The sequence below is a fragment of the Streptomyces sp. NPDC055013 genome, from assembly GCF_053608645.1.
This window is the reverse complement of the sequence record NZ_JBSGVW010000013.1, coordinates 1-25,088: the sequence shown is the minus strand read 5'-3', so window position 1 is coordinate 25,088 and position 25,088 is coordinate 1. Positions and strand designations below refer to the sequence as shown.

Below are 25,088 nucleotides of genomic sequence, written 5' to 3'. Positions count from 1 at the left end.
GCGCCCAGGCACTATTCCCGCCCCCTACCGCCAGTGCGGATCCCTGCCGGTCCGCGCCAGCAGCCGCTCGAACGCCGACGCGCCCTCGGCCACCGGAATCGGCTCCCCGAACACGCCCATCTTCCTGGCCGTCGGCGCCAGCTCGTCCACCGCGCCGGCCAGCTCCGCCACGACCGCCTCGTCGGCCGCCGGGCAGTCCTGGCCCGTCGCCCGTGCCAGGTCCCACACATGCACGGTGAGATCGAGCAGTGCCATGGAGCCGACCAGCCGCGCGGGCATGTCCATCCCCCCGGTCCTGCCCTCCTCGGCCCCGGGCGCCGACCAGGCCGCCACCAGCCGGTCCGCCTCGTCCGTGAGCCGCTCCCGCCACTCGGGGCTCGCGGCGACCCGGTCGGGGGTCTCGGCGAAGTCCGACGCCTCCTTCGCAGCCAGCTTCTGGAACTGCACGATCACCTGGAAGAGATGATTGACCAGCGCCTTCACGTCGTACTCGGCACAGGGCGTGGGAGCGGCGAGCGCCGTGTCGGGAATGCCCCGCACCACCGGAACCGCCCGCTCGCGCGCCATGGCCAGCAGCTCACCGATGCCGTACGTCCTCACACTGTTCGTGTCCATGCCCCGACCGTAGGGAAGCCGCCCCCGCCCTTCTTGAAGAAACGCGACGCCCGCGGAATCGCGACGTACGATCCGGCCATGGAGGCACCCCGCCACGACACCCGCGGGATCGTCGACCCGTCCGCGCTGCTGAACCGCGTCCGGTTCCGCCGCCACGAGCCCGCCGAGCCGCTGCGCCGGTACGTCGAGTGGTACTGGCTCATCGACTGGGACCTGCCCGCGCCCTACGCCTCCCACGTGGTCCCGCACCCGGCCGTCAACCTCACCTTCCAGTGGGACGAGGACGAGGGGCCGCCGTATGCCGAGGTCACCGGCGTCGCGCTCGGCCTGTACACCCGGAAGCTGACCGGCCGGGGCCGGGTCTGCGGGGTGAAGTTCCGCCCCGGCGGCTTCCGGCCCTACGCCCCCGAGGCACCGGTGTCCCGGTGGACGGGCCGCGCGCTGCCCGCCCAGGATGTGTTCGCGCACGCCACGGGCGACGCCGCCCACGCGATCGTCACCCCCGCCGACGACGCCGCCCGCGTGGCCGCCCTCGACGCCTTCCTGCTCGCCCTGCCCTGCGCCCCCGACCCGCAGGCCGACCTCGCCATCGACCTCGTCCGGCGCATCCGTGCCGACCGCACGGTGTGCCGCGTCGGCGACTTCGCCCGGGAGCAGGGCCTGTCGGTGCGGGCCCTGCAGCGCCTGTTCTCGACGTACGTCGGCGTCAGCCCGAAGTGGGTCCTCCTGCGCTACCGCATCCACGAGGCCCTGGACCTCGCCGGCACCCGCACCGACGTCGACTGGGCCACCCTCGCCGGCGAACTCGGCTACGCCGACCAGGCCCACCTCGTACGGGACTTCACGGCGACGGTGGGGATGCCGCCGACGGCGTACGCGGCGGACGCCCGGTCCGGCGGCCCCGACGGTTAGGGAACCAGGACCAACCGGCCCCGCACCCCGCCCTCCGCCAGCCGGGCGTGCGCCTTGGCCGCGTCGTCCAGCGCGAAGGTCTCGGCCACCCGGAGGGTCAGCACCCCGTCGTCCGCCAGCCGGACCAGTTCGGCGAGCTGTGCCCCGTCGGCACTCACCTCGACCGCACCGGTGCGTACCCCACGCACGGACCCGGGCTGGGTGCCCGGAATGACGCCGATGTAGGCGCCCCCGTCCCGCACCCACCGAAGAGCCGTCTCACCCAGGATCGCGGCGTCCAGCACGGCGTCGAAGCTGCCCGCCTCGACGTCACCCGCCGTGAAACGGGTGGCCCCGAAGGACCGCACGAGTTCCTCGTCGCCCTCGCGGGCCAGTGCGGTCACGGATATCCCGCGGTGAGCGGCGAGCTGGACGGCGTATCCGCCGACCGCGCCCGCCGCGCCCGTCACCAGCAGCGACTGATCCGGTCCCAACTCCAGCCGGTCCAGGGCCTGCGCGGCGGTCAGGGCGTTCAGCGGCAGCGTCGCCGCGTGGACGGAGTCGCCCGTCACCGGGGCCTTGGCCACGGCGTCCGCGGGGACGACGACGTACTCGGCGTGCGTGCCCAGCGGCTTGAGCATGCCGTGGTGCAGCGCCACCACCTCGTCCCCGACACCCCAGGAAGCGGCCGGTCCCACCGCGTCCACCGTCCCGGCCACGTCCCAGCCGAGCCCGACATCGGTGCCGGCACCCCCGAAGACACCGGCCGCCAACCCCGCGTCGACCGGGTTCAGCGCGGCCGCCGTGACCTTGATCCGCACCTCCCCCGCGCCCGGCTCGGGCACCTCCCGCTCCACGATCTCCACGGCGTCCGGTCCGCCGAACGTCCTCACCACAGCAGCACGCATGGCAACTCTCCTGGTCTGTGCAATCAGTACATGTCGGGGTGGGTTTCCCCGCTGTTGCAACAACCCTAGGAAGAGTTACTATCCATTCGTAAGTAGTTACCTGGGAGTGCGTACCTACCCGCGAGGTGAGCCATGCCGACCATGACAGCGGCCCAGCGGCGCGAAGAGGCCCGCATCGCCTACGACGCGTTCCTCAAGAGCTGTCCCACCAACCAGCTCCTGGACCGCCTCAGCGACAAGTGGGTCAGCCTCGTCGTCGCCGCCCTCTCCACGGGCCCCATGCGCTACAGCGACCTCGGCCGCAAGATCGCCGGGGTGAGCCCGAAGATGCTGACCCAGACCCTGCGCTCACTGGAGCGGGACGGCCTCCTCACCCGCAAGGTCACCCCGTCCGTCCCCGTCCGCGTCGACTACGAGCTCACACCGCTCGGGCACGGCCTGGCCCTGCTGCTGACCGCGGTGAAGGACTGGGCGGAGACCCACTTCGACGAGGTCCGAGAGGCCCGCGAGCGCTACGACAGCGAGACCCCGGACGCGGCCTAAGCCGAGGCTCCGAGGCGGGGAACCGGCGTCAGAAGTGGTACGAGTCCCCCGTGTCCAGCACCAGCACCCGCTGCTGATCGTTCCCGCGGTCCACGCCCGCCGCGCCGCCACTGCGCACGGTGTCGAACTCCACCAGCACCTCCGAGGGCGCGCCCCGCAGCCGTACCCGCAGACCGACCGGCTCCCCCACCCCGTCCGCGTCCAGCGCCCCGACCCGGCACATCACGATCCGCTCGCCCGCCCGCGCACATCTGTCGGGCAGCGCCTGCCGGTCCGCCAGCGGCACGGACCAGCGCAGCCGTACGGCCACCGTCGGAACCGGCACGGCACCCGTGCCGACCCGGTACGGCGTGAACCGTACGGCGACCCGGCCACCGGACATGGCGGCGGAGCCGTGATAGGCGACAACCGCCTCCGGTGCGCTCACCGCCCCGGCCACCGGGGCCACGGTCACCCCACCGGCCACCGCCATCACGGCCGCACCGCACACCGCAGCAACCCTCGTCCGCCGCATCCGCCCACTCCTCACTCCAGCGTGGTCGTACGGATGTATCCCACGCGGAGCGAGCGGCAGGCGCCGTCCAACAGGTGACGTGCGCCGCCCCCGAACCGGTGGACGGACACGACGCGGCCCCATGGCAAGCTGCCCGCATGCTCGTCCTGCGCTCCGCCGCCCTCTTCGTCGTCGCCGCCCTCTTCGAGATCGGCGGCGCCTGGCTGGTGTGGCAGGGCGTGCGCGAACACCGCGGATGGCTGTGGATCGGCGCGGGCGTGATGTCCCTCGGCGCCTACGGCTTCATCGCCACGCTCCAGCCGGACGCCCAGTTCGGCCGCATCCTCGCCGCGTACGGCGGTGTCTTCGTCGCCGGATCACTGGCCTGGGGCATGGTCGCGGACGGCTACCGACCGGACCGCTGGGACGTCACGGGCGCGCTGATCTGCCTCGCGGGCATGGCGGTGATCATGTACGCGCCGCGGGGCAACTGAACTGGAGGGCTCAGGTCGGCGGCAGCAGCCCCAACTGCCCGAGGAACTCCATCTCGTCGAAGTAGAGCCGGTAGTCGACGATGTGTCCGCTGTCGTCGACGGTGGCGAAGTCGACCCCGCGGATCCTGATCTCCTTCTGCGTGGCGGGCAGTGTCTCGCCGGTGGGCAACTGGATCGGTCCCGTGTTCCGGCCGGTGAAGACGCCCTCGTCGATGGCCGTGTCGCCGATCTCGTACGAGTGCACCGACTCGTACCGGCCGTCGGGAACCATCTCCGCCATCTGGCGCCAGTACGCGGCGATGTCGTCGCGCCCGTGGAGCTCCCCGCCGTCCGGGGTGACGGCGACCGCGTCCTGTGCGTACAGCTCGGCGATGCCCTTGGAATCCGCGGTGGTGATCGCCGCGGTGAGCCGGTCCATGACTTCACGTGCCTGTCCCATGATCCACCTCCTGCTCGGGAGATCACCCGTCTCATTGTCCCACCGCATCGCGCGCCTATCCTGGCCGGACAGTGCCTGGACTCGACCACGCAAGAGGAGCAGCCATGCCCGCCGCAGCCCCGCCCACCGCCTCCCGCATCGCCGTAGTCACCGGTGCGAGCAGCGGAATCGGCGCAGCCACGGCGCGGCAGCTCGCCGCGGCCGGCTACCGCGTGGTCCTCACCGCCCGCCGCAAGGACCGCATCGAGGCGCTGGCCGAGGAGATCAACGCGGCCGGCCACTCCGCGGCGGCCTACCAGCTGGACGTGACGGACCGCGCGGCGGTCGACGAGTTCGCGCTGGCCTTCAAGACGATCGGCGTCCTGGTCAACAACGCGGGCGGCGCCCTGGGAGCCGACCCGGTGGCCACCGGCGACCCGGCCGACTGGCGCACGATGTACGAGACGAACGTCCTCGGCACCCTGAACCTCACCCAGGCCCTGCTGCCCAAGCTGGAGGCGAGCGGCGACGGCACGGTGGTCGTCGTCTCCTCCACCGCCGGCCACGGCACCTACGAGGGCGGCGCGGGCTATGTCGCGGCCAAGCACGGCGCCCACGTCCTCGCCGAGACCCTCCGCTTGGAGATCGTCGGCCGGCCGGTCCGCGTCATCGAGGTCGCGCCCGGCATGGTCAAGACGGACGAGTTCGCCCTGACCCGCTTCTCCGGCGACACCGACAAGGCGTCCAAGGTCTACGAGGGCGTGGCCGCCCCGCTGACCGCCGACGACGTCGCCGACACCATCACCTGGGCGGTCACCCGCCCCAGCCACGTCAACATCGACCTCCTGGTGGTCCGCCCCCGCGCCCAGGCGTCCAACACGAAGGTCCACAGGGAGAAGTAGGGTCACGCAGCGTGGACAGACACATACGTCTCGAAGCGCTGCACAATTTCCGCGACCTGGGCGGCTACCCGACGACGGACGGCCACCGTGTCCGCCCCGGCCGCCTCTACCGCTCGGACTCCCTGGGCAAGTTACGCGCGGGCACCGCGGACTGGTCCCGCTTCCACTCCCTCGGCATCGGCACGGTCATCGACCTGCGCTACCGGTGGGAGATCGAGAAGCGCGGCCGCGTCCCCGGACACCCCCTGGCCTTCCACTGCGCCTCGGGCAAGGACCGCACGGGCATGGTGGCGGCCCTGATCCTGGGCCTGCTCGGAGTGCCCGAGCGCGCGATCACCGAGGACTTCACCCTCACGGAACAGGCCGTCCCCGCCCTCCTGGCCGACTGGAAGGCCCGCAACGACGGCCGCGCCCCGACCCGGCCGGGTTTCGGCCGCGCCCCCGAAGCGGTCATGCGCCTGTTCCTGGCAGACCTGGCGGGGCGTTACGGCTCGATCGAGGGCTATGCCTCCGAGGGCCTGTCCTTGAATCCTGAGCCCCTCTCAACAACCCTCCGCAGCGCCCTCCTTGAGAAGCGACCGGAATAACTCACAAGGGTGAACACCATCGATCACCCGAACGGGGGCTGAACTGGCGATCTAGGCTCGCGCCACAACATCAAATCGACGGCCCTCGACCGGGATGCCGCCCGGGCGAGGGCCTGACCAGCAAGGAAGGAAGAGCTTCCTCATGGCTGAATGCGAGCCTATCGCCCACCAGTTCATGGACCTCACGGTGCCTGAGTACGCGTACATGTACGGCTTCTTACAGGCGGACGGACATCTCGCAAAGGGGGCCGGCCAGAAGGGGCGCCTTCCGGTCGAGATCAGCGCGCGAGATGTCGATCTTCTACATCGGTTCCAGAAATTGACGCCGTACAACAGCAGCATCACCGAGCGCACTCGGTCCACGAACTTCGTCAAGGTTCACACTTCGGTCACCTGGACCCTGTGCTCCCTCGAAGCCAGGACCAGACTCAACGAAATCGGCCTTCCCTACGGCCGCAAGTCGAAGAACATCGCCCCATCCGCTGGCGAGTTCTCGACTCGCGACTATCTGCGTGGCGTCATCGACGCCGATGGCTCGGTGGGTTACACAAGCCATGGCTTCCCGTTCATCTCCCTGACCACGGCCAGCACAGCCATCGGCGCCTTCATGTGCTTCTACGCAGGGAAGGTCACGCGGGCTGAACGCACCCTCAAGCGGAACGCTCGGGACAACATCTACAACATCCTCTACACAAAGGAGAACGCACAGGAGTTGGCAGCCCATCTCTATTACGAGGACTGTCTGTCCCTGCGGCGCAAGAAGGCAGCAGCCGACTCGCTGTCGGCCTGGATCCGGCCCGCAGGTATGAGGGTCGCGGCTGAGCGCCGTCGCTGGACGGCACACGAGGATCGCGTGCTGCTCCGACTGAACAACGATGCTGTGGCGGCCAAGGAACTCGGCCGAACCGACAAGAGCTGCCAAATCCGCCTCTGCCGACTGAGGACCGGCCAGATCCCGATGCCGACGGACAGATGACCGATCGTGCGAGGCCCACCGTTCCGACCCTGGGGCCTCGCACGTCAGCCCTTCACGCAGATGAACTGCTTCAGCCTCGCCACGACCTCGACCAGATCACGCTGCTGCTCCATCACCTGGTCGATGTTCTTGTAGGCCCCCGGGATCTCATCCAGCACACCGGAGTCCTTACGGCACTCGACTCCTCGCGTCTGCTCTTCCAGATCCCGCACCGTGAAGCGCCGCTTGGCCGCGTTCCGGCTCATACGCCGACCCGCGCCGTGCGAGGCTGAGTTGAAGGCCTTCTCGTTACCGAGCCCCTTCACGATGTACGAGCTGGTGCCCATCGAACCCGGAATGATCCCGAACTCACCGGAGCCGGCACGGATCGCCCCCTTGCGGGTAACGAGCATGTCCATGCCCTCGTAGCACTCCTCGGCCACATAGTTGTGGTGGCACGAGATCTCCTGCTCGAAGGTGGGCTTCGCCTTCTTGAACTCCTTCCGGACCACGTCCTTCAGAAGCGCCATCATGATCGCGCGGTTGTACTTGGCGTACTCCTGAGCCCAGTACAGATCATTCCGGTAGGCCGCCATCTGCGGTGTGTCCGATACGAACACCGCGAGGTCTCGATCGACCAGTCCCTGGTTGTGCGGGAGCCTCTGCGCGACACCGATGTGAAACTCAGCCAGCTCCTTGCCGATGTTCCGGGAACCGGAGTGCAGCATGAGCCAGACCGAGTTTGACTGATCTAGACACAATTCGATCATATGGTTACCCGAGCCGAGAGTGCCCATCTGCTTACCGGCCCGCTCCTGACGGAACTTCACCGCGTCCGCGATCCCGTCGAACCGCCCCCAGAAGTCGTCCCACCCGGCCGTGCCGAAGCCGTGCAGGCGTCCGGGGTCGACGGGGTCGTCGTGCATCCCGCGTCCCACCGGAATCGCCTGCTCGATCTTCGACCGCAGCCGCGACAGGTCACCCGGCAGGTCATTGGCCGTCAGCGACGTCTTCACCGCCGACATCCCGCACCCGATGTCCACGCCCACCGCCGCAGGACAGACGGCCCCGCGCATCGCGATGACGGACCCGACCGTCGCCCCCTTCCCGTAATGCACGTCCGGCATCACGGCGAGGCCCTTGATCCACGGCAGGGTCGCGACGTTCCGCAGCTGCTGGAGCGCCCCGTCCTCGACCGTCGCCGGGTCGGCCCACATACGGATGGGAACCTTCGCGCCCGGCATCTCCACGTACGACATAACGTCCTCAATCCCCCGGAAAACACATACAAGTCTGAAATCGCAAAACCGGCACCAAGGTTGATGAAAGGGACAGCGGACCGGCGCCCACGGCAGTGCGTGCGATACACATTGTCTCCAGTGGGCGCCCCCGCGCGGCAAGCGAATAACCAGCGGGGACACTGAATGACCGGCAACGGACCGACCACAGAACCACCGTCGAGAGGAGCCTGACCGTGCAGCGGAAGGCCTATGTATCCGGCGTCGCCGCACTCCTCGCGGCGCTGCTGGCCGGCTGCACCGGCAGCTCCGACGACGGCGGCACGACCGACGGCTCCAACCCCGGCGACTCCGGCACGGCGACCGCGGCGGCCGAGCCCGGCCGGTACGACACACTGCCCGAACCGTGCGGCGTGGTCGGCGAGGACACGCTCGACTCGCTGCTTCCGGGCGTCAGGCAGATCACGGACGAGGACCAGCGCGAGAAGGCGTACGAGGGCGCACCGACCCTCACCTACGACACCGACCGCAAGGTCGGCTGCCGTTGGAAGGTCGAGTCGACCGACGCCACGGACCATCTCTTCGTCGACTTCGAGCGTGTGGTGTCGTACGACACGTCGGTCAGCGACGACAGCGAGGCAGAGCAGCTCTTCGCGGCCCTGCAGGAGGCGGCCGACCTCCCCGAGCCGACGAGCACCGAGTCCGCCGCGACCGGCGAGGCCACCCCCTCCGCCGACCCGAGCGGCTCGCCCTCCTCCTCGCCCCCGGCCTCACCGTCGGCGTCGGCGCCCTCCTCGCCCTCCGGCTCCACCTCCCCGTCGGCCTCGCCCTCCGGCGACGGCGCGACCCCGGCCGCCCTCCAGCCCCGGGTGCTCGACGACCTGGGCGACGAGGCCTTCCTCGACGACAAGCTCAGCAGCTCCGGTTCGACGGCCCAGCAGCGCAAGGTGACTGTGGCGTTCCGCACGTCCAACGTGATCGTGACGATCGAGTACGAGGAGCAGCCGGCCACCGTCGGCACGGTCCCGGACAGCGAGGAAATGCAGGACAGGGCCCAGAAACTGGCGGCACAACTGGCCGACGAACTGGCCGAGTAGCGCCCCTCGCACACCCTCGTACGCCCAAGTGCGGCGTAACCGAAACGAGACCGCACACCTTCTTCACCGCGTACCGTGGCCCCTCGGACCCGATCCGACGGCAGGGACCACGAGTGTCAGTCATGAGTGAAGGAACCATGCAGCGAGTAGCAGAGCGAGAACAGCGTGACGGGCGTAAGCAGCGCGAGCAGCGGGGGAAGGGCCTTCACGGCCTGCAGCGTGCCCTCGTCTGCGCGGCCGTCGTCCCCGCGGTGCTGATCGCCGCGGGCTGCTCCTCGGACTCCGGTTCGGACGACAGGACGGCCGGGGACACGAAGGCCTCGGCGTCGGCGTCCGAGTCCGCGAGCCCGTCGCCGACGGTGCAGGCGGCGGCGTACAAGGCGCTTCCGCAGCCGTGCAAGGCGCTGTCGAAGAAGACGCTGGAGGAGCTCGCCCCCGAGGCCAAGTCCGGCAAGGAGGGCTCCTCGGACGAAGCGTCGACGCGTGGCTCCTGCTCCTGGAGCAGCCTCGACAACAACGGCGTGAAGGGCTCGCAGTTCCGCTGGCTCAACGTCTCCCTGCTGCGCTTCGAGTCGGACGCCTCGCGCGGCTCGGGCGACAAGCGGGCGCAGGAGTACTACGAGACGCAGGCCCAGGACGCGAAGTCGGTGTCGGGCGCGAAGAACACCAAGTCGGAGCCGGTCGCCGGGGTGGGCGACGAGGCGACGGCGGTGCGCTACGACCTGAAGAAGAAGGAGGGCTCCTTCCGCCAGGAGACGATCGTGGCCCGGGTCGAGAACGTCGTCGTGACGCTCGACTACAACGGCGCCGGTCTGGCCGGTGAGAAGACCCCGAGCACGGAGTCCATCGACAAGCTCGCGCGCAAGGCCGCCAAGGAGGCGGTGGCCGCGGTGAAGAACGCGAACGGCGGCAAGAGCGCGGGCACGCCGAGCAGCGCCCCGTCGAAGTCGGCTTCGAAGTCTCCCTCGAAGTCGGCTTCCGGGAGCTCCTCGAAGGCGTCCGGCTCCCCGTCCAAGTCAGCGCCGAAGAAGAGCTGACCGTCACACCTGGCCCACCGCTGAGTCACAACACGCAGCTCAGCCACGCCTGTTGCCCGAGCCCGGCCCCCTGAAGGGACCGGGCTCGGGCCGTACCGGCAATCCGTACGACGCACAGATGTGCCACCCTGTTGCGCGCAACAACATGCACTGGGAGGGGAGTACGCGTGGCCGGGCCACCGCAGCTGACTCGGACGCACCGCATTCTCATCGGTGTGGTCGTGTTCGGCGCCGTCATCATCGCCGGCATCGGCTTCGCCGGTTCGTACGCGGCCGTCCGCGAGCTGGCCATCCAGAAGGGCTTCGGGAACTTCAGTTATGTCTTCCCGATAGGCATCGACGCAGGTATCTGCGTCCTGCTCGCCCTTGACCTGCTCCTGACGTGGATCCGCATCCCGTTCCCGCTCCTGCGCCAGACGGCGTGGCTGCTGACGGCTGCGACGATCGCCTTCAACGGCGCGGCGGCCTGGCCGGACCCGCTGGGCGTCGGCATGCACGGCGTGATCCCGATCCTGTTCGTGGTCTCGGTGGAGGCGGCCCGCCATGCGATCGGGCGCATAGCGGACATCACGGCCGACAAGCACATGGAGGGCGTCCGCCTCACCCGCTGGCTCCTCTCCCCCCTGCCGACCTTCCTCCTGTGGCGCCGCATGAAGCTCTGGGAGCTGCGCTCCTACGAGCAGGTCATCAAGCTGGAGCAGGAGCGGCTGGTGTACCAGGCCCGCCTGCGCTCCCGCTTCGGCCGGGCGTGGCGGCGCAAGGCGCCGGTGGAGTCGTTGATGCCGCTGCGTCTGGCGCGGTACGGCGTTCCGCTGGCGCAGACGGCTCCGGCGGGGCTCGCGGCGGCCGGCATCGAGCCGGCCCTGCTGCCGCCGGCACCGAAGCAGGCCCTGGACGCCGTTCACCCGGCCGACGTGGCCGGCATGACGCCGGGCAACGCCGCCGGCCCTCGCGCCGCCGCGGCGCCGGTCCCCCGGCAGGCGGCGCCCGCCGGCGAGCAGCGCCCCGAGCTGGTCGGCCCGGAGCCGGCCGGCCCGCCCGACGTCGAGCAGCCGGAGTACGTGCAGGACTGGTTCAACACCCCCCGGAACGTCGAGTACCACGGCGGCTACGACGCCCAGTACGACCCCCAGGGCCACTACGAGGAGTGGTACGAGGAACAGCTGCGGGCCGAGCAGTACCAGGACCAGTACCAGCAGGAACCGCCCGTCCAGGAACCCTCCCCCGAGGACACCGGCACCTTCCCGATCCCCGTGACCGGCAACCGCACCCGCCAGCTCGGCGAGGGCGGCGGTCCTCCGGAGCGCCCGGAGCCGAACGACGACGACTACTACCAGATCTTCCGTCAGTCGATCGACGGCAGCTACCCCACGCCCCGCGTCCTGGGTGACAACATCCAGGCGACGTACGGCACGTCGCTGAGCCCCAGCGCTCTGAAGACCCTCACGGAACGCTTCCAGAAGCGCCATTCGGCGGAGCTGGAAGAGGACCACATCGCCTGACCCTGAGCCTAAAAAAGGGGCCCTCCGCAGAGGGCCCCTTTTCCGTGCCGCCTACTCCCCGAGCAGGGTTCGCACCCGCTCCTGCCCCACCGCGAGCAGCAGCGTGGGCAGGCGCGGCCCGGTGTCCCGCCCGACCAGCAGGTGGTACAGCAGCGCGAAGAACGTCCGCTGGGCCGTCTTGATCTCGGCCGGCAGTTCCTTGGGCGTGGCGTCCGCGGAGAACCCGGCCTGCACCTTGGGCACGCCGTAGACGAGGTGGGTCAGCCCGTCCAGCGACCAGTGCGACTCCAGCCCGTCGAGGAGCAGCCGCAGCGACTGCTGGGACGCCTCGTCGAGGGACTTCAGCAGCTCGACGTCGGGCTCGTCGCGCACGATGGTCCGCTGGTCGGCGGGCACCTGCGTGTTGATCCAGGCCTCGGCCTTGTCGTACCGGGGACGCGCCTCGTCGAGCGAGCCCAGCGGGTTCTCCGGGTCCAGCTCGGAGAGGATCCGCAGCGCCTGGTCCTGGTGCCCGGCGGTGATGTCGGCGACGGACGCGAGCGTCCGGTACGGCAGCGGGCGCTGCGTACGCGGCAGCTCACCCGCGGCCGTGCGCACGGCACGCGAGTGCGCGGCGATGTCGGCGGGCAGGGCGGACCCGTCGGCGACCTTCCCGTCGAGCTTGTCCCACTCGTCGTAGAGCCGCTGGATCTCCTGGTCGAAGGCGATCTTGAAGGACTGGTTGGGCCTGCGGCGGGCGTACAGCCAGCGCAGCAGCTGCGGCTCCATGATCTTCAGCGCGTCGGACGGGGTGGGCACCCCACCGCGCGAGGAGGACATCTTCGCCATGCCGCTGATGCCGACGAAGGCGTACATCGGCCCGATCGGCTGCTTGCCGCCGAAGATCCCGACGACCTGGCCGCCCACCTGGAAGCTCGACCCCGGCGAGGAGTGGTCGACACCGCTCGGCTCGAACACGACGCCCTCGTACGCCCACCGCATGGGCCAGTCGACCTTCCAGACCAGCTTGCCGCGGTTGAACTCGTTGAGGCGGACGGTCTCGGAGAAGCCGCACTCGTTGCAGGTGTACGTCAGCTCGGTGGTGTCGTCGACGTACGAGGTGACGGTGGTGAGGTCCTTCTCGCAGTTGCCGCAGTAGGGCTTGTACGGGAAGTAGCCGGCGGAGCCGGAGCTGCCGTCGTCCTCGGCGGCCGCGCCGGAGCCCTCGGCGGCCTCCAGCTCGGCCTCGTCGACCGGCTTCTGCGACTTCTTGCCGCCGCCCTTGGGCTTGGTGCGGTACTGCGCGAGCACGGCGTCGATGTCGCCGCGGTGCTTCATCGCGTGCAGGATCTGCTCGCGGTACACCCCGGAGGTGTACTGCGCGGTCTGGCTGATCCCGTCGAACTCCACACCCATCTCGGCGAGCGCCTCGACCATCGCCGCCTTGAAGTGCTCGGCCCAGTTCGGGTGGGCCGACCCCTTGGGCGCCGGGACGGAGGTCAGCGGCTTGCCGATGTGCGCGGCCCACGTCTCGTCGACCCCGGCGACACCGGCCGGCACCTTGCGGTAGCGGTCGTAGTCGTCCCAGGAGATCAGATGCCGGACCTGGTGGCCGCGCCGCCGGACCTCGTCGGCGACGAGGTGCGGGGTCATGACCTCGCGCAGGTTGCCGAGGTGGATGGGTCCGGAGGGGGAGAGTCCCGACGCGACGACGACCGGTTTGCCCGGGGCCCGACGCTCCGACTCCTCGATGACCTCATCCGCGAAACGGGAGACCCAGTCGGTGGTCTCGGTGCTCTGAGCCACGATCGGCACGTCCTTCTTTCTCCAGGGCAGCCGTACGGTCAACGGCTGGCGCCCTCATTGTCCCAGCAAGGACGGCAACAACGAAAACGCCTTTGCGGGCAGCGCCCTGAAGGGGCGCGGGGCTGTATCGATGTGCGGCTCCGCCGCGTGGGCGCGACCAGCCCCCATCGGCCCACGGCCGCAATAACCGCTTTACCACCCATGGGATACTGACCGTGTCTATCCATCCCCACGAGGAGAAACGGCACTCACTCCTATGGCCCCGGTCACGCCCCTAAGCGACTCCGTCAACCAGCACCTCGTCGACGCCCTCACGGCCACCCTCCCGGGAACCGTCGGAGACGCCCTGCTGCGACGTAGTGACCGGGCCGACTTCCAGGCGAACGGCATTCTCGCCCTCGCCAAGAAGGCCAAGGCCAACCCCAGAGAGCTTGCCACCCAGGTCGTCGGCAACATCACCACCGGTGACGTGATCAAGGACGTCGAGGTCTCCGGCCCCGGCTTCCTCAACATCACCGTCTCCGACCAGGCGATCACGGAGAACCTCGCGGCGCGCTACGCGGACACCGAACGCCTCGGCGTCCCCCGCAAGGACATCCCCGGCATCACCGTCGTCGACTACGCCCAGCCGAACGTCGCCAAGGAAATGCACGTCGGCCACCTCCGCTCCGCGGTCATCGGCGACGCCCTGCGCGGCATGCTCGACTTCACCGGCGAGCAGACGATCGGCCGGCACCACATCGGCGACTGGGGCACCCAGTTCGGCATGCTCATCCAGCACCTGTTCGAGAACCCCGGCGAGCTGGCCCCCGCGGCCGACGTCGACGGCGAGCAGGCGATGAGCAACCTGAACCGGGTGTACAAGGCGTCCCGTGCGGTCTTCGACTCGGACGAGGAGTTCAAGGAGCGGGCCCGCAAGCGGGTCGTCGCCCTGCAGTCCGGCGACAAGGAGACGCTGGAGCTGTGGCAGCAGTTCGTCGACGAGTCGAAGGTCTACTTCAACTCGGTCTTCGAGAAGCTGGACATGGAGATCCGGGACGAGGAGATCGTCGGCGAGTCCGCGTACAACGACGGCATGCCCGAGACCGCCCGCCTCCTGGAGGAGATGGGCGTCGCGGTGCGCTCCGAGGGCGCGCTCGTGGTGTTCTTCGACGAGATCCGCGGCAAGGACGACCAGCCGGTCCCGCTGATCGTGCAGAAGGCCGACGGCGGCTTCGGTTACGCGGCCTCCGACCTGACCGCGATCCGCAACCGGGTCCAGGACCTGCACGCCACGTCTCTGCTCTACGTCGTGGACGTCCGTCAGTCGCTGCACTTCAAGATGGTCTTCGAGACCGCTCGCCGGGCGGGCTGGCTGAGCGACGGCGTCACCGCGCACAACATGGGCTACGGCACGGTGCTGGGCGCGGACGGCAAGCCGTTCAAGACGCGTGAGGGCGAGACCGTACGGCTGGAGGACCTGCTGGACGAGGCGGTGCAGCGGGCCGCGGAGGTCGTCCGGGAGAAGGCGCAGGACCTCACCGAGGACGAGATCCAGGAGCGGGCCGCGCAGGTCGGCATCGGTGCGGTGAAGTACGCGGACCTGTCGACGTCGCCGAACCGGGACTACAAGTTCGACCTGGACCAGATGGTCTCGCTGAACGGCGACACGTCCGTCTACCTGCAGTACGCGTACGCCCGTATCCAGTCGATCCTGCGCAAGGCGGGCGAGACGAAGCCGGCCGCGCACCCGGAGCTGGAACTGCACGCGGCGGAGCGGGCGCTCGGCCTGCACCTGGACGCGTTCGGCGACACGGTCTTCGAGGCGGCCGCGGAGTACGCCCCGCACAAGCTGGCCGCGTATCTGTACCAGCTGGCGTCGCTGTTCACGTCGTTCTACGACAAGTGCCCGGTGATCAAGCCGGAGCCGCCGAAGGACGTCGCGGAGAACCGTCTGCTCCTGTGCGACGTGACGGCCCGGACGCTGCACCAGGGCATGGCCCTGCTGGGCATCCGGACGCCCGAGCGGCTCTGAGCGTCCGACGAACCGCGCGCGGCCCGTCCTCTCCCCCCAAGGAGAGGACGGGCCGCTGTCGTCATGTGGAACGGCTGTGCGGCTAACGGCTGTTGGCGAAGTTCTTGAACGCGGCCCGGGTGCCCGAGCCGGCGATCCCGTCGATCGCGCCGGTGTAGCCGTAGTGCTGGAGCAGCCGCTGCAGCGCCTTGATGGTGCCCGATCCGACGATGCCGTCGATGGCACCGGTGTAGCCCCAGTACTCCTTGAGGCAGCGCTGGAACGCCTTCCAGCTGTTGGTGCCGAGCTGCCCGTCGATCGCGCCGGTGTAGCCCCAGTACTGCTTCAGCCAGCCCTGGACCTTCTTGGCCTCGGCGGCGGTCAGGCCGAGGTTGTTCACCGCGAGGACGGAGACCTCGGAGCTCACGGCCGGCTGGGTGTCCGGTGCCGCGAAGCTGGTGCCCGCGGTGGCGAGGCTTCCGGCGGCAAGGCCGATGACGGCACTGACGCTGACGAGGGTCCTCGTCCAGACATTCGGTCGCATGCGTTTCCCTCTCGCTCTGTCTCGGGTGGCGGCCCCTGCCGCCGGGCTGGCGAAACGAGCGTGCGGGGCGGGCGGCGAGGCCTGCCACAGTTGCCGCGGAAGTGACGTCACCGCGGGACGTCCCACTCGCTGACCTGCGGAAACCTGACGCGGCGAGACGGCGGGGCGGGACGCCCGTGGCGAGCGGTTGGCCGATTTCGTACCGGTACGCGAACCCGCTCCCGGTGCGGGCCGTGGATGCTGATGCAGAATGCGACGGGGCATGGGGCCGCTGACCACGGACCGCGTGCCGGACCGTGAACGCGAGTGGGGGGAACATGTCGCGTTGGGCAGTGCTGCCCGCGGAACTCGATCCGCGCGTACGGCAGTTGGTGGTGCGGTTGCGTCGGCTGAAGGACCACAGCGGGCTGAGCCTGCGGCAGCTGGCCGCGAGGACGGGGTACAGCCCGAAGTCATGGGAACGGTATCTGGGCGGCCGTTCGTTGCCGCCACCGCGGGCCGTCGAGGCGCTGGCCCGGATCGGGGGTGAGGATCCGACCCGGTGGCTGGCCCTGCGCGAGGTCGCGGCGGAGGCGTGGGGGAACGGGCGCGGGGAAGCGCCCGCGGCGGACGCGCCCGCCCTGGAAGCAGCGATGCCGGAAGCGACGACGACCGCGCCGGAGATCCTTACAGCCGGGGCCGCCGCCGAAGCTCCGGCCGACGGCGCGCGTTCGCCGACGCGTTCCCTGCGGGTCGCCCTGGTCGCGGGCGCCGTGGCACTGGTGCTGGCCCTCTCATCGACGGTCCTCCTCGCCGTACGGCTCCTCGGCTCCGCGGGAGAGACGGCAGCTCCGCTCGCCGCGTCCGCCGCGTCGGCACCGGCATCGTCCTCGCAGTCGGCGCCCGGGTACGCCTGCCGTGTCGAGCGGATCGACGGCCGCTGGTACGCGGGCATCAGCCCCACCAGGGGTGCCGTCCTGGCTAACGGCCACGCGGGGCCGGAGGTGGCCGAGGCACAGTGCCTGCTGCTCCGGGCGGGCATCTCGCCGGGCGGCATCGACGGGATCTTCGGTCCGCTGACGGAGGCAGCGGTCAGACGCGCGCAGCAGCGGGCCGGGCTGGTGGTGGACGGCATCATCGGCCCGCACACCTGGAAGGCCCTACGGCGATGACGACACCGTCACCGGAGCGGGCCCGACTTGCCTGCGCGCTGCGGGAGTTGAAGGTCCGCACCGGCCTGAGCCTGGTCGGCCTCGCGGCGAAGACGGCGTTCAGCAAGTCCTCCTGGGACCGCTACCTCAACGGCCGCACCCTGCCCCCGCGCGACGCGGTACAGGAGCTGTGCCGTCTCGCGGGCGAGCCGGAGGGGCGCTGCCTGGCCCTGTGGGAGATCGCGGAGTCGGAGAGCAGCGGGCGGGCGCGGGAGGGCCCACGGTCTCCGTCTCCGCCCGCGCCCCCATCCGCTCCGGCATCCCCGCCTCCCCCTCCGACTCCCCCTCCATCTCCTCAGCAGGGCACGGGTGCCGGGAGTCCCGCCGACGCCGGTACGACCCACCGCGGCGCGACAGCCCTGGCGGTGCTCGCGTCGATCTGTGCCGTGCTCCTCGGGGGCGTCGCGGCGGCGGTCCTGCTGCTGCCGCACCCGGAGGGGGAGACGGGGTCGGCCCTGGCCCCGCCGCCGTCCGCCGCCGGGCCCCGCTGCCAGGGGGCGGCCTGCGAGGGCAGGGGCCCGATGCAGATGAAGTGCGCCGCAGCTCCGGTCATCCTCGCCAGGCACCGCACCACCACCGGCGCCTGGCTGGAACTGCGCTACAGCGAGGAGTGCGGGGCGGGTTGGGCCCGGATGTGGGGGACGCGCGTGGGTGACCGGCTGGAGATGTCGGCGGCCGACCGCGGCTGCGCCGGCGTCGGTGACGTCCGCGGCGCCGAGGTCCGGAGCGACATCGACGCGGACGCCTACGTCCACACCCCGATGACCGCGGCTCGGCCCGGTACCGCGGTCCGCGCCTGTTTCCGGGCGGCGGGAAGGAGTGCTTCGACAGCCGAGTGGCCGGTTGAGTTGTCAGTGCCGACCTCTACAGTCACCGACATGGCGACTCTTCCGAACCCACTGCCGAAGCTCGCGACCGACCCGACGGGCACCGCGCTCGGCCTCCGACTCCCGCCCGGGAGGCTCCTCGACGCGACCCACGAGGGCGAGTCGCACGAGCCGCTGCTGTGGCTCGCCGACCAGCAGGCGGTGCCGGGCGCCTGGGCCGCGCTGGCCCCGGCCCGGCGGACCGCCGGCCTGCTGCCGGTCATCCTGGACGCGGGCGGCCGCCATGGCGGCCCGCAGATGTGGGAGCTGACGCCCGAGGCGATGTCGTACCCGGGAGATCACGACGCCGATGAGGTGCTGGCGGACCTCTGGGAGGAGTACGCGGCCGGGGAGACGGAAGAGGAGTGGCCCGGGCCGGCCGACGCTCCCGCCGCCTCCGGCACCGTCTTTGCCGACGACCCCGACGCGGTGGCCACCGACATCGCGGACTCCCTGCTGGACAGCGGCGGCCTGTTGGAGGGCCCCCGCCTCGCCCTCGTTCCGGCCCGCCGCAGCGCGGACGTTCCGGCGGCGATCGGCTGGACGGGCCCGGTGAACCACGAGGGTGACACCGCTCGCCTCTGCGCCGTGCTCCGCTCCTGGGAGGACCGCTTCGGCATACGGGTCGTGGCGCTCGGCTTCGACCACCTGCTCGTCTCCGTCGCGTTTCCTCCGACCACCTTGGCCCAGGCGGAGGCCGTCGCCGCCGAGCACTTCGCGTTCTGCCCGGACAACATCCTGCAGAGCGGTGACAGCACTGTGCGCGCGTACGCCGAGAAGCGGCTCCTCAACCAGCCGGCCTGGCACTTCTGGTGGGACTGACCGCCCCGCCGTCCCCGGTCACTGCGGCAACACCCGCATTCCGTCCGGCACCTCGATGCCGAACTCCTCGTCCAGCAACCGCCGCGCCTGCTCCTCCTGAGTCACCTCCTGCTCGACGACCGCCCCGTCCGCCCGCGTCCGTGTGAGCAGCGGGCCGTTGAGCAGGAGGTGACGTTCGGCGGTGACGCTCTGGACGTAGACGCGCTGAGTGAACGGTGAGCGCGGATTGGTGCCGATGTGCCAGTTGATCACCTCGAAGTCGGGCTTCTCGAACGGCTCCAGAGTGAACGCGTACTGATCCGCCCAGTCGCCCTTCACACGATCGTGGGCCTGCAGCACCCACAGCTCCAGCGGCCCGTGGTGGGGCGCGTGGACGAGCCGGTGCCGGCGTTCCGCGTCCCGGAACTCGACACCGGCCGTCAGCGGCACCGGCTCCAGCAGCGCGCCGATCGCGCCGAAGCCGACGTCCGCGAGATACGGCTGCGGGTCGCCGGGCTCCTCGACGAGCAGCGCCATGTGGGTGCGCGGGCGGCTCTCGACGCGATCCGCTCCCACGACGACGCGCGCGGCCAGCCGGGTCACGCCGAAGCCCAGCGCCTCCAGCGCGCAGGCGAGCAGCGTGTTGTGCTCGTAGCAGTACCCGCCGCGCCGGCTGTGCACCAGCTTGGCCATCAGGTCGGCCGGGTCGAGGGAGGGCGCCGTACGCCGCAGGGCGTCCAGGTTCTCGAAGGGGATGCCCCTCATGTGCGCCAGGTGCACACCCCGAAGCGTCGCCACGTCGGCCCGCCGCTCGCCCTCCCAACCGATCCGCCGGAGGTATGCGTCGAGGTCGAACCCCGCCGCCTGAACCGTCTGCGCTGTGTCGGCCATGCCCTAAGCCTGACGCAAACCCTCCCCGAGCCGCCTCAGGCCCTCCCCGATCTCCTCGGGGGTCTGCGTCACGAAGCACAGCCGCAGGGTCGAGCGGTCGGGCTCACCGGCGTAGAAGGGCGCGCCGGGCACGTACGCCACGTCCTGCCGGACCACCTTGGGGAGCAGGGCCGTCGTGTCGTACGACTCCGGCAGGCGGGCCCACAGGAACATGCCGCCCTCGGGCCGGGCCCAGGTCGATCCCTCCGGGAGGGCCCCGGGCAGGCCGGCGAGCATGGCGTCGCGGCGTTCGCGGTAGACGTCCCGGACGCGGACCACATGTGCGTCGAGGCCGGTCAGGTAGCGGGCGGCGGCCAGCTGGTTCAGGGTCGGCGTGTGCAGGTCGGCCGCCTGCTTGGCGACCACACAGGCCCGCCGCAGGGCGGCCGGCGCGCGCAGCCAGCCCAGTCGCAGACCCGGCGCCATCACCTTGGAGAAGGAGCCGAGCAGCACCGTACGGTCCTGTGCTCCCGGGTAGGACGCGATCCAGGGCACGCGCTCGCCCTCGTAGCGGAGTTCGCCGTACGGGTCGTCCTCGACGATCCACACTCCGCCCCGGGCGGCGACCTCGGCGACGGCCGCCCTGCGCTCGGCGGGCAGGGTTCTGCCGGTCGGGTTCTGGAAGGTGGGCACGGTGTAGAAGAGCTTCGGCCGCTCCCGCGCGACAAGCTCCTCCAGCGCCTGCGGGTCCACCCCGTCCGCGTCCCCCGGCACGGCCACGACCCGCGCTCCCGCGAGGCCGAAGGCCTGAAGTGCCGCCAGATAACAGGGGTCTTCGACGAGAACCGTGTCACCGGGATCCAGCAGCGCGGTCGCCAGGAGCGACAGACCCTGCTGGGAGCCGGTGGTGACGAGAAGGTCGTCGGCGTCGGTCGCGAGGCCCCCGGCCGACATGCGCGCGGCGAGTCCGGTGCGCAGGCTCGGCTCGCCCTCCGTCGTGGAGTACTGCAACGCCCGCTCCGGTGTCTCGGCGAGCACGTCACGGAAGGCGGCCGCGATGCCCTCCCGGTCGAACAGTTCCGGCGCCGGCAGCCCGCCCGCGAAGTTGATGACCTCGGGCCGGGCGGTGACGGCGAGGATGTCCCGCACGGGCGAGCCACCGACCGACCCGGCCCGCGCCGCGAGCGGCGGCACGGCGGCCGGGGCGTGGTGGGGCGCGGGAGGCGCGGGCTCGGTGACGGTCATGACACGGCTCCTTCGGCTCGACGACGAGCGTGACGGCTCGTGCCGGGCAGCCTAGAGAACTAGGTGTCACCTACAGGCAGCTTTTCGGTATCCGGACTCCGCCGCGGCACAGCGGGGCGTTTCACCGCTCCGGACGTCCCACACCGAGCCGTTGGGACATGACGTCCCCGCAGGTCAACCGGCATTCCGCTGCTCGGGCGTCCCGAATTCACGGCGGACGCTGGCGGCCGGAAGGGATGATCACGCAGGCTGGGGTCCGACCCCCACCCAAGGAGAGGGCCCATCCCATGTCCGCACCCCCCACCCGTCGCCCACACGTCCGGCTCCTCGCCGCCACGCTGGTGACGATCGCCGCGCTCACGCTGACCGCGTGCAAGGACGGCGAGGGACTGCGCGACGAGGGCCCGGCCGCCCTCCATGACCCGGGGACGGCGAAAGGCCACCCGGACAACGTCCGGGTGGCCTCCAGGCCTTGAGGCCCACACCACCGGCTCATGGCATCACGCGTGCGCCGGGATCTCCTTGGGGCTCGGGCCGTACTTGTTCGCGCCCGGCTGGGTGTCCGCGCACAGGAAGACCAGCATGACGATGAAGCCGACGAGCGGGACGATCCCGATGAGGATCCACCAGCCCGAGCGATCGGTGTCGTGCAGTCGGCGCACGGTGACGCCCAGGGCGGGCAGCAGGAGCGCGACCACGAAGATGCCCACGAGGGCCGGGAAGTCGATCGCGTAGCCGACGGCCATGACCACGATCTCGAAGATCAGGTAGAACAGCGTGAACATCCAGTATTCCTTGCGGCGCGCACGGCCGCTGAACACCGCGTACTTCTTGAGCACCTCGATGAACCAGTTCACTGCATCCCCCCCAGGGATCGACGTATGACAGACCCTCCGGAACGGATCAGGCCAGGCGCAGAAGCTACGAACACTGACGGGGACCCGTCAATTCGGTTGATCTGCACAGCTCGTATCGCCGAACCCTGATCACCCACCTGATCCCGCCCGATTGCGACCGGCGAATTCAGGACAGATCCATCGAAGATCACCGAGTATCCCCGCGTGGGTCCCGCGGCGACCCGGCGCCGCAACCAGAACTGCCCCGATCCGAGTTCCAGTCGTGGCCGAAATGAATGCGTTCCGATGCCGGACCGATCCGGAACCGTTGCCGTGCCGTCGGCCGTTCCGTCAGCGAAGTCCCCGTGCCGCCTCGACGGCCCAGTAGGTCAGAATGTTGCGCGCGCCCGCCCTCTTGATGCCGGTCAGCGTCTCGAGGATGGCCCGGTCCCGGTCGATCCAGCCCTTCTCGGCGGCGGCCTCGACCATCGAGTACTCGCCGGAGATCTGATAGGCGGCGACCGGTACGTCCACCGCGTCGGCGACCCGCGCCAGGATGTCGAGGTAGGGCCCGGCCGGCTTGACCATCACCATGTCGGCGCCCTCCTCCAGGTCGAGGGCGAGCTCCCGCAGCGACTCCCGCGCATTCGCCGGGTCCTGCTGATACGTCTTCCGGTCACCCTGCAGCGACGAGGCGACGGCCTCCCGGAAGGGGCCGTAGAAGGCGGAGGCGTACTTGGCGGTGTAGGCGAGGATGGCGACGTCCTCCCGCCCGATCTGGTCGAGCGCGTCCCGGACGACGCCGATCTGCCCGTCCATCATCCCGCTGGGCCCGACCACGTGGGCCCCGGCGTCGGCCTGCACCTGCGCCATCTCGGCGTACCGCTCCAGGGTCGCGTCGTTGTCGACACGCCCGTCCGCGTCCAGTACTCCGCAGTGCCCGTGATCGGTGGTCTCGTCGAGACACAGATCGGACATGACGAGAAGCTCGTCCCCCACTTCGGCCCGCACATCGCGGATGGCGACCTGGAGAATCCCGTCAGGATCGGTCCCAGGGGTCCCGAGGGCGTCCTTCTTCTCCTCCTCGGGAACCCCGAAGAGCATGATGCCGGAGATGCCGGCCTCCACCGCTTCGGCAGCGGCCTTCTTCAGGCTCTCCCGCGTGTGCTGGACGACCCCCGGCATGGTCGCGATCGGCACCGGCTCGCTGACGCCCTCGCGCACGAAGGCCGGGAGGATGAAGTCGGCGGGGTGCAGCCTGGTCTCGGCGACCATCCGCCGCATGGCGGGGACGGTCCGCAGACGCCGCGGCCGCGTACCGGGAAAGGATCCGTACGTCGTCATGGCACCTACGCTACGCCCGCGTCGCGGGTGCCTTTGCCGACGAGGCGTCGGACGCAACACGGCCCCGGCGGCCCGCATGCGGTCCCCCACCCACCGGGTCCATCCTGAAGTAGAGAACTCCCAGGCCCCGCAGGCCCCCGCAGGCCCCGCAGGCCCCCGGACACAAGGACCCCGACGGCCCCGCCCCACCCGCCTCGCCGCCGCAGTCCCTCCGTACGTACGCACACCACGGAGGACGCGATGACCGCCACCCACCACAACACCCCCGCCCTCTTCGCCCTCTCCGAGATCCACGGCCCGGTCCTGCGCCCCGGCGACGACGGCTACGCCGACGAGGTCACCGGCTTCAACCTGGCCGCGCTGCACACGCCGGACGTGGTCGTGGGCGCGACGGACGTCGACGACATCGTGATGGCACTGCGCTGGGCGTCGGCCACCGGCACCCCGGTCGCCGTGCAGGCGACGGGCCACGGCGCGAACTTCCCGATCGACCACGGCCTGCTGATCAGCACGGCCCGCATGACGGACGTACGCATCGACACCGGCCAACGCCTCGCCACCATCGAGGCCGGAGCGAAGTGGCGGCACGTCATGGACGCGACCGCACCGCACGGCCTGGCCGCCCTCTGCGGCACGTCGACGGACGCCGGCGCGGTCGGCTACACCCTGGGCGGCGGCCTGCCGGTCCTCGGCCGGGCCTACGGCTACGCGACCGATCTGGTCCGCTCGTTCCAGGTGGCCACACCCGACGGCACCCTGTACGAGTCCGACCCCGACCACGAGCCGGAACTGTTCTGGGCGCTGCGCGGCGGCAAGGGCAATGTCGGCGTGGTGACCTCGATGGTCTGCGAGTTGCTGCCCTTGCCCACGATCCTCGGCGGCGGGATCTACTCCCCCGGCGAGCACACGGAGGCACTACTGCACGCCTGGACCGACTGGACCAGGACCGTCCCGGACGAGATGTGCAGCACCTTCTCCGTCCTCCGGCTCCCACCCATCCCGGAGATCCCCGAGCCCCTGCGCGGCGGCTTCTGGGCCCGCGTCGCGATCGCCTGGCCCGGCGACCCGGCCGAGGGGGAGCGCCTGCTGGCCCCGATCCGCGCGGCCGTCCCGGTGGCGGTCGACATGGTGGAGGAGATGCCGTACGCGGCCGTGGACCGCATCCACATGGAACCGCAGGCCCCCCTGCCGGCCCGCGAGGCATGCGCCCTGCTGCGCGACCTGCCCGCGGACGCGATCGACACGTTCCTCTCCCAGGTGGGCCCGGCCGTCCCCGACTGCCCCCTCCTCGTGGTGGAGTTCCGCCACATGGGCGGCGCCCTGGCCCGCCCCGCCCGCCTGGAGGACGCGATCTGCTCCCGGGACGCCAACTACCTCCTGGAATCGGTGGGCGTCCTGGCAGCCCCACCGGCAGCCGAGGCCATAGAGATGACCACAAGGTCCCTGTACACGGCGATGGCGCCCTACGGCACGGGCCACACAATGATCAACATCCACGGCACCCCGGGAGACACCACCGACCGAGCCCGAGCCTGGACCCCCGAGACCCGCACCCGCCTGAGCCAGGACAAGTCCACCTACGACCCATCCAACCTGCTCCGCTTCGGCCACACGGTGCCGACATAGCCCGTCCGCCGTTCGAGGACGAGGCGCCACCCAGCCACAGGCTGGGACCTGCACGCGCAAACCGACCGTGACTGCCGGCGCCGCCCAGCCATTCCACCCACCCGCTGGGGGCTGCACGCACACCGACGGTGCTTCGTCCGACGTTCGAGGCCGAGATACCGCCATCCCTAGCCCCCACCCACCCGCTGGGGGCTGCACCCACACCGACGGCGCTTCTCGGCGCAGGCCCAGGCATTGCAGCCCGTCCGGCGTTTGAGGACGAGGCCGTTCAGGCCGACAGCGGGGGTCTGGGGGCGGCAGCCCTCAGG

25 protein-coding genes and 1 pseudogene are annotated in these 25,088 nt (G+C 70.6%); 15 read left to right on the top strand and 11 right to left on the bottom strand.

Annotation, left to right across the window (positions count from 1 at the left end; all coding sequences use genetic code 11):
- Positions 1-24: 24 nt before the first annotated feature.
- The gene (locus tag ACWGDB_RS18455; RefSeq protein ID WP_453823392.1) at positions 25-615 is read right to left on the bottom strand and encodes a TIGR03086 family metal-binding protein; all 591 of its coding nucleotides are present in this window, start codon (positions 613-615) and stop codon (positions 25-27) included.
- A 78-nt stretch (positions 616-693) separates the two neighbouring features.
- On the opposite strand from ACWGDB_RS18455, the gene ACWGDB_RS18450 reads away from it, so the two are divergent.
- On the top strand, positions 694-1,527 hold the full coding sequence (locus ACWGDB_RS18450; RefSeq protein ID WP_453823391.1) for an AraC family transcriptional regulator: 834 nt from the start codon (positions 694-696) through the stop codon (positions 1,525-1,527).
- On the opposite strand, the gene ACWGDB_RS18445 is transcribed toward ACWGDB_RS18450, so the two are convergent.
- On the bottom strand, positions 1,524-2,414 hold the full coding sequence (locus ACWGDB_RS18445) for an NADP-dependent oxidoreductase (protein WP_453823390.1): 891 nt from the start codon (positions 2,412-2,414) through the stop codon (positions 1,524-1,526). The two genes, ACWGDB_RS18450 and ACWGDB_RS18445, sit on opposite strands and share 4 nt — an antisense overlap.
- 132 nt (positions 2,415-2,546) lie before the next feature.
- On the opposite strand from ACWGDB_RS18445, the gene ACWGDB_RS18440 reads away from it, so the two are divergent.
- Positions 2,547-2,957 (top strand): winged helix-turn-helix transcriptional regulator, encoded by a 411-nt coding sequence (locus tag ACWGDB_RS18440; RefSeq protein WP_453823389.1) that lies wholly within the window; start codon positions 2,547-2,549, stop codon positions 2,955-2,957.
- 28 nt (positions 2,958-2,985) lie between these two features.
- On the opposite strand, the gene ACWGDB_RS18435 is transcribed toward ACWGDB_RS18440, so the two are convergent.
- A complete protein-coding gene (locus tag ACWGDB_RS18435) occupies positions 2,986-3,471 on the bottom strand; it encodes a hypothetical protein (protein WP_453823388.1) in 486 nt (161 codons plus the stop codon).
- A gap of 137 nt (positions 3,472-3,608) precedes the next feature.
- Between ACWGDB_RS18435 and ACWGDB_RS18430 the strand changes: the two genes are divergently transcribed.
- Positions 3,609-3,944, top strand: coding sequence for a YnfA family protein (locus tag ACWGDB_RS18430; RefSeq protein ID WP_453823387.1), 336 nt, complete (start codon positions 3,609-3,611; stop codon positions 3,942-3,944).
- 10 nt (positions 3,945-3,954) lie between these two features.
- Here ACWGDB_RS18430 and ACWGDB_RS18425 read toward each other — a convergent pair whose 3' ends face one another.
- A complete protein-coding gene (locus ACWGDB_RS18425; RefSeq protein WP_453823386.1) occupies positions 3,955-4,383 on the bottom strand; it encodes an ester cyclase in 429 nt (142 codons plus the stop codon).
- Positions 4,384-4,487: 104 nt separating this feature from the next.
- On the opposite strand from ACWGDB_RS18425, the gene ACWGDB_RS18420 reads away from it, so the two are divergent.
- The 3 genes from ACWGDB_RS18420 (at position 4,488) to ACWGDB_RS18410 (ending at position 6,827) form a co-directional block, all read left to right on the top strand.
- Complete coding sequence (locus ACWGDB_RS18420; protein WP_453823385.1) at positions 4,488-5,264, top strand: SDR family NAD(P)-dependent oxidoreductase; 777 nt, start codon at positions 4,488-4,490, stop codon at positions 5,262-5,264.
- An 11-nt stretch (positions 5,265-5,275) separates the two neighbouring features.
- The gene (locus ACWGDB_RS18415) at positions 5,276-5,851 is read left to right on the top strand and encodes a tyrosine-protein phosphatase (protein WP_453823384.1); all 576 of its coding nucleotides are present in this window, start codon (positions 5,276-5,278) and stop codon (positions 5,849-5,851) included.
- Between the two features lie 142 nt (positions 5,852-5,993).
- Positions 5,994-6,827 (top strand): hypothetical protein, encoded by an 834-nt coding sequence (locus tag ACWGDB_RS18410; protein WP_453823383.1) that lies wholly within the window; start codon positions 5,994-5,996, stop codon positions 6,825-6,827.
- Between the two features lie 44 nt (positions 6,828-6,871).
- On the opposite strand, the gene ACWGDB_RS18405 is transcribed toward ACWGDB_RS18410, so the two are convergent.
- Positions 6,872-8,065 (bottom strand): RtcB family protein, encoded by a 1,194-nt coding sequence (locus tag ACWGDB_RS18405; RefSeq protein WP_453823382.1) that lies wholly within the window; start codon positions 8,063-8,065, stop codon positions 6,872-6,874.
- Positions 8,066-8,280: 215 nt separating this feature from the next.
- Between ACWGDB_RS18405 and ACWGDB_RS18400 the strand changes: the two genes are divergently transcribed.
- The 3 genes from ACWGDB_RS18400 to ACWGDB_RS18390 all read left to right on the top strand — a co-directional run bounded on the left by ACWGDB_RS18400 (position 8,281) and on the right by ACWGDB_RS18390 (position 11,680).
- A complete protein-coding gene (locus tag ACWGDB_RS18400) occupies positions 8,281-9,141 on the top strand; it encodes a DUF3558 domain-containing protein (RefSeq protein WP_453823381.1) in 861 nt (286 codons plus the stop codon).
- A 137-nt stretch (positions 9,142-9,278) separates the two neighbouring features.
- Complete coding sequence (locus ACWGDB_RS18395) at positions 9,279-10,178, top strand: DUF3558 family protein (RefSeq protein ID WP_453823380.1); 900 nt, start codon at positions 9,279-9,281, stop codon at positions 10,176-10,178.
- Between the two features lie 167 nt (positions 10,179-10,345).
- The gene (locus ACWGDB_RS18390) at positions 10,346-11,680 is read left to right on the top strand and encodes a DUF2637 domain-containing protein (protein WP_453823379.1); all 1,335 of its coding nucleotides are present in this window, start codon (positions 10,346-10,348) and stop codon (positions 11,678-11,680) included.
- A 51-nt stretch (positions 11,681-11,731) separates the two neighbouring features.
- On the opposite strand, the gene lysS is transcribed toward ACWGDB_RS18390, so the two are convergent.
- Complete coding sequence (gene lysS / locus ACWGDB_RS18385; RefSeq protein ID WP_453823378.1) at positions 11,732-13,474, bottom strand: lysine--tRNA ligase; 1,743 nt, start codon at positions 13,472-13,474, stop codon at positions 11,732-11,734.
- A gap of 247 nt (positions 13,475-13,721) precedes the next feature.
- Between lysS and argS the strand changes: the two genes are divergently transcribed.
- Positions 13,722-15,479: an arginine--tRNA ligase gene (gene argS, locus ACWGDB_RS18380; protein WP_453823377.1), complete on the top strand. Its 1,758-nt coding sequence runs from the start codon at positions 13,722-13,724 to the stop codon at positions 15,477-15,479.
- Between the two features lie 82 nt (positions 15,480-15,561).
- Here the strand turns inward: argS and ACWGDB_RS18375 are convergent, their stop codons facing one another.
- On the bottom strand, positions 15,562-16,002 hold the full coding sequence (locus ACWGDB_RS18375) for a peptidoglycan-binding domain-containing protein (RefSeq protein WP_383610391.1): 441 nt from the start codon (positions 16,000-16,002) through the stop codon (positions 15,562-15,564).
- A 317-nt stretch (positions 16,003-16,319) separates the two neighbouring features.
- Here ACWGDB_RS18375 and ACWGDB_RS18370 point away from each other — a divergent pair, with 317 nt between their 5' ends.
- From ACWGDB_RS18370 to ACWGDB_RS18360, 3 genes and pseudogenes are all read left to right on the top strand, one after another.
- Positions 16,320-17,153 (top strand): peptidoglycan-binding protein, encoded by an 834-nt coding sequence (locus ACWGDB_RS18370; RefSeq protein WP_453823376.1) that lies wholly within the window; start codon positions 16,320-16,322, stop codon positions 17,151-17,153.
- Positions 17,150-17,902: pseudogene (locus ACWGDB_RS18365) on the top strand (helix-turn-helix domain-containing protein); the annotation flags it as partial. The gene ACWGDB_RS18370 and the pseudogene ACWGDB_RS18365, both read left to right, overlap by 4 nt.
- A 168-nt stretch (positions 17,903-18,070) precedes the next feature.
- A complete protein-coding gene (locus tag ACWGDB_RS18360) occupies positions 18,071-18,880 on the top strand; it encodes a DUF4253 domain-containing protein (RefSeq protein ID WP_453823508.1) in 810 nt (269 codons plus the stop codon).
- A gap of 18 nt (positions 18,881-18,898) precedes the next feature.
- Here the strand turns inward: ACWGDB_RS18360 and ACWGDB_RS18355 are convergent, their stop codons facing one another.
- Positions 18,899-19,750: an arylamine N-acetyltransferase family protein gene (locus ACWGDB_RS18355; protein WP_453823375.1), complete on the bottom strand. Its 852-nt coding sequence runs from the start codon at positions 19,748-19,750 to the stop codon at positions 18,899-18,901.
- Between the two features lie 3 nt (positions 19,751-19,753).
- Positions 19,754-20,974 (bottom strand): aminotransferase-like domain-containing protein, encoded by a 1,221-nt coding sequence (locus ACWGDB_RS18350; RefSeq protein ID WP_453823374.1) that lies wholly within the window; start codon positions 20,972-20,974, stop codon positions 19,754-19,756.
- 287 nt (positions 20,975-21,261) lie between these two features.
- On the opposite strand from ACWGDB_RS18350, the gene ACWGDB_RS18345 reads away from it, so the two are divergent.
- Complete coding sequence (locus ACWGDB_RS18345; protein ID WP_383610405.1) at positions 21,262-21,450, top strand: hypothetical protein; 189 nt, start codon at positions 21,262-21,264, stop codon at positions 21,448-21,450.
- A 24-nt stretch (positions 21,451-21,474) separates the two neighbouring features.
- On the opposite strand, the gene ACWGDB_RS18340 is transcribed toward ACWGDB_RS18345, so the two are convergent.
- Together ACWGDB_RS18340 and hemB are read right to left on the bottom strand one after the other, a co-directional pair.
- Entirely contained in the window at positions 21,475-21,831 is a 357-nt protein-coding gene (locus tag ACWGDB_RS18340; RefSeq protein WP_453823373.1) for a DUF805 domain-containing protein, read from the bottom strand.
- Positions 21,832-22,161: 330 nt separating this feature from the next.
- Positions 22,162-23,154 carry a porphobilinogen synthase gene (gene hemB, locus ACWGDB_RS18335; RefSeq protein ID WP_453823372.1) on the bottom strand — a complete coding sequence of 331 codons (993 nt, stop codon included), beginning with the start codon at positions 23,152-23,154 and terminating at the stop codon, positions 22,162-22,164.
- 240 nt (positions 23,155-23,394) lie between these two features.
- On the opposite strand from hemB, the gene ACWGDB_RS18330 reads away from it, so the two are divergent.
- Positions 23,395-24,780 carry an FAD-binding oxidoreductase gene (locus ACWGDB_RS18330; RefSeq protein ID WP_453823371.1) on the top strand — a complete coding sequence of 462 codons (1,386 nt, stop codon included), beginning with the start codon at positions 23,395-23,397 and terminating at the stop codon, positions 24,778-24,780.
- The last annotated feature ends 308 nt before the right edge of the window (positions 24,781-25,088 follow it).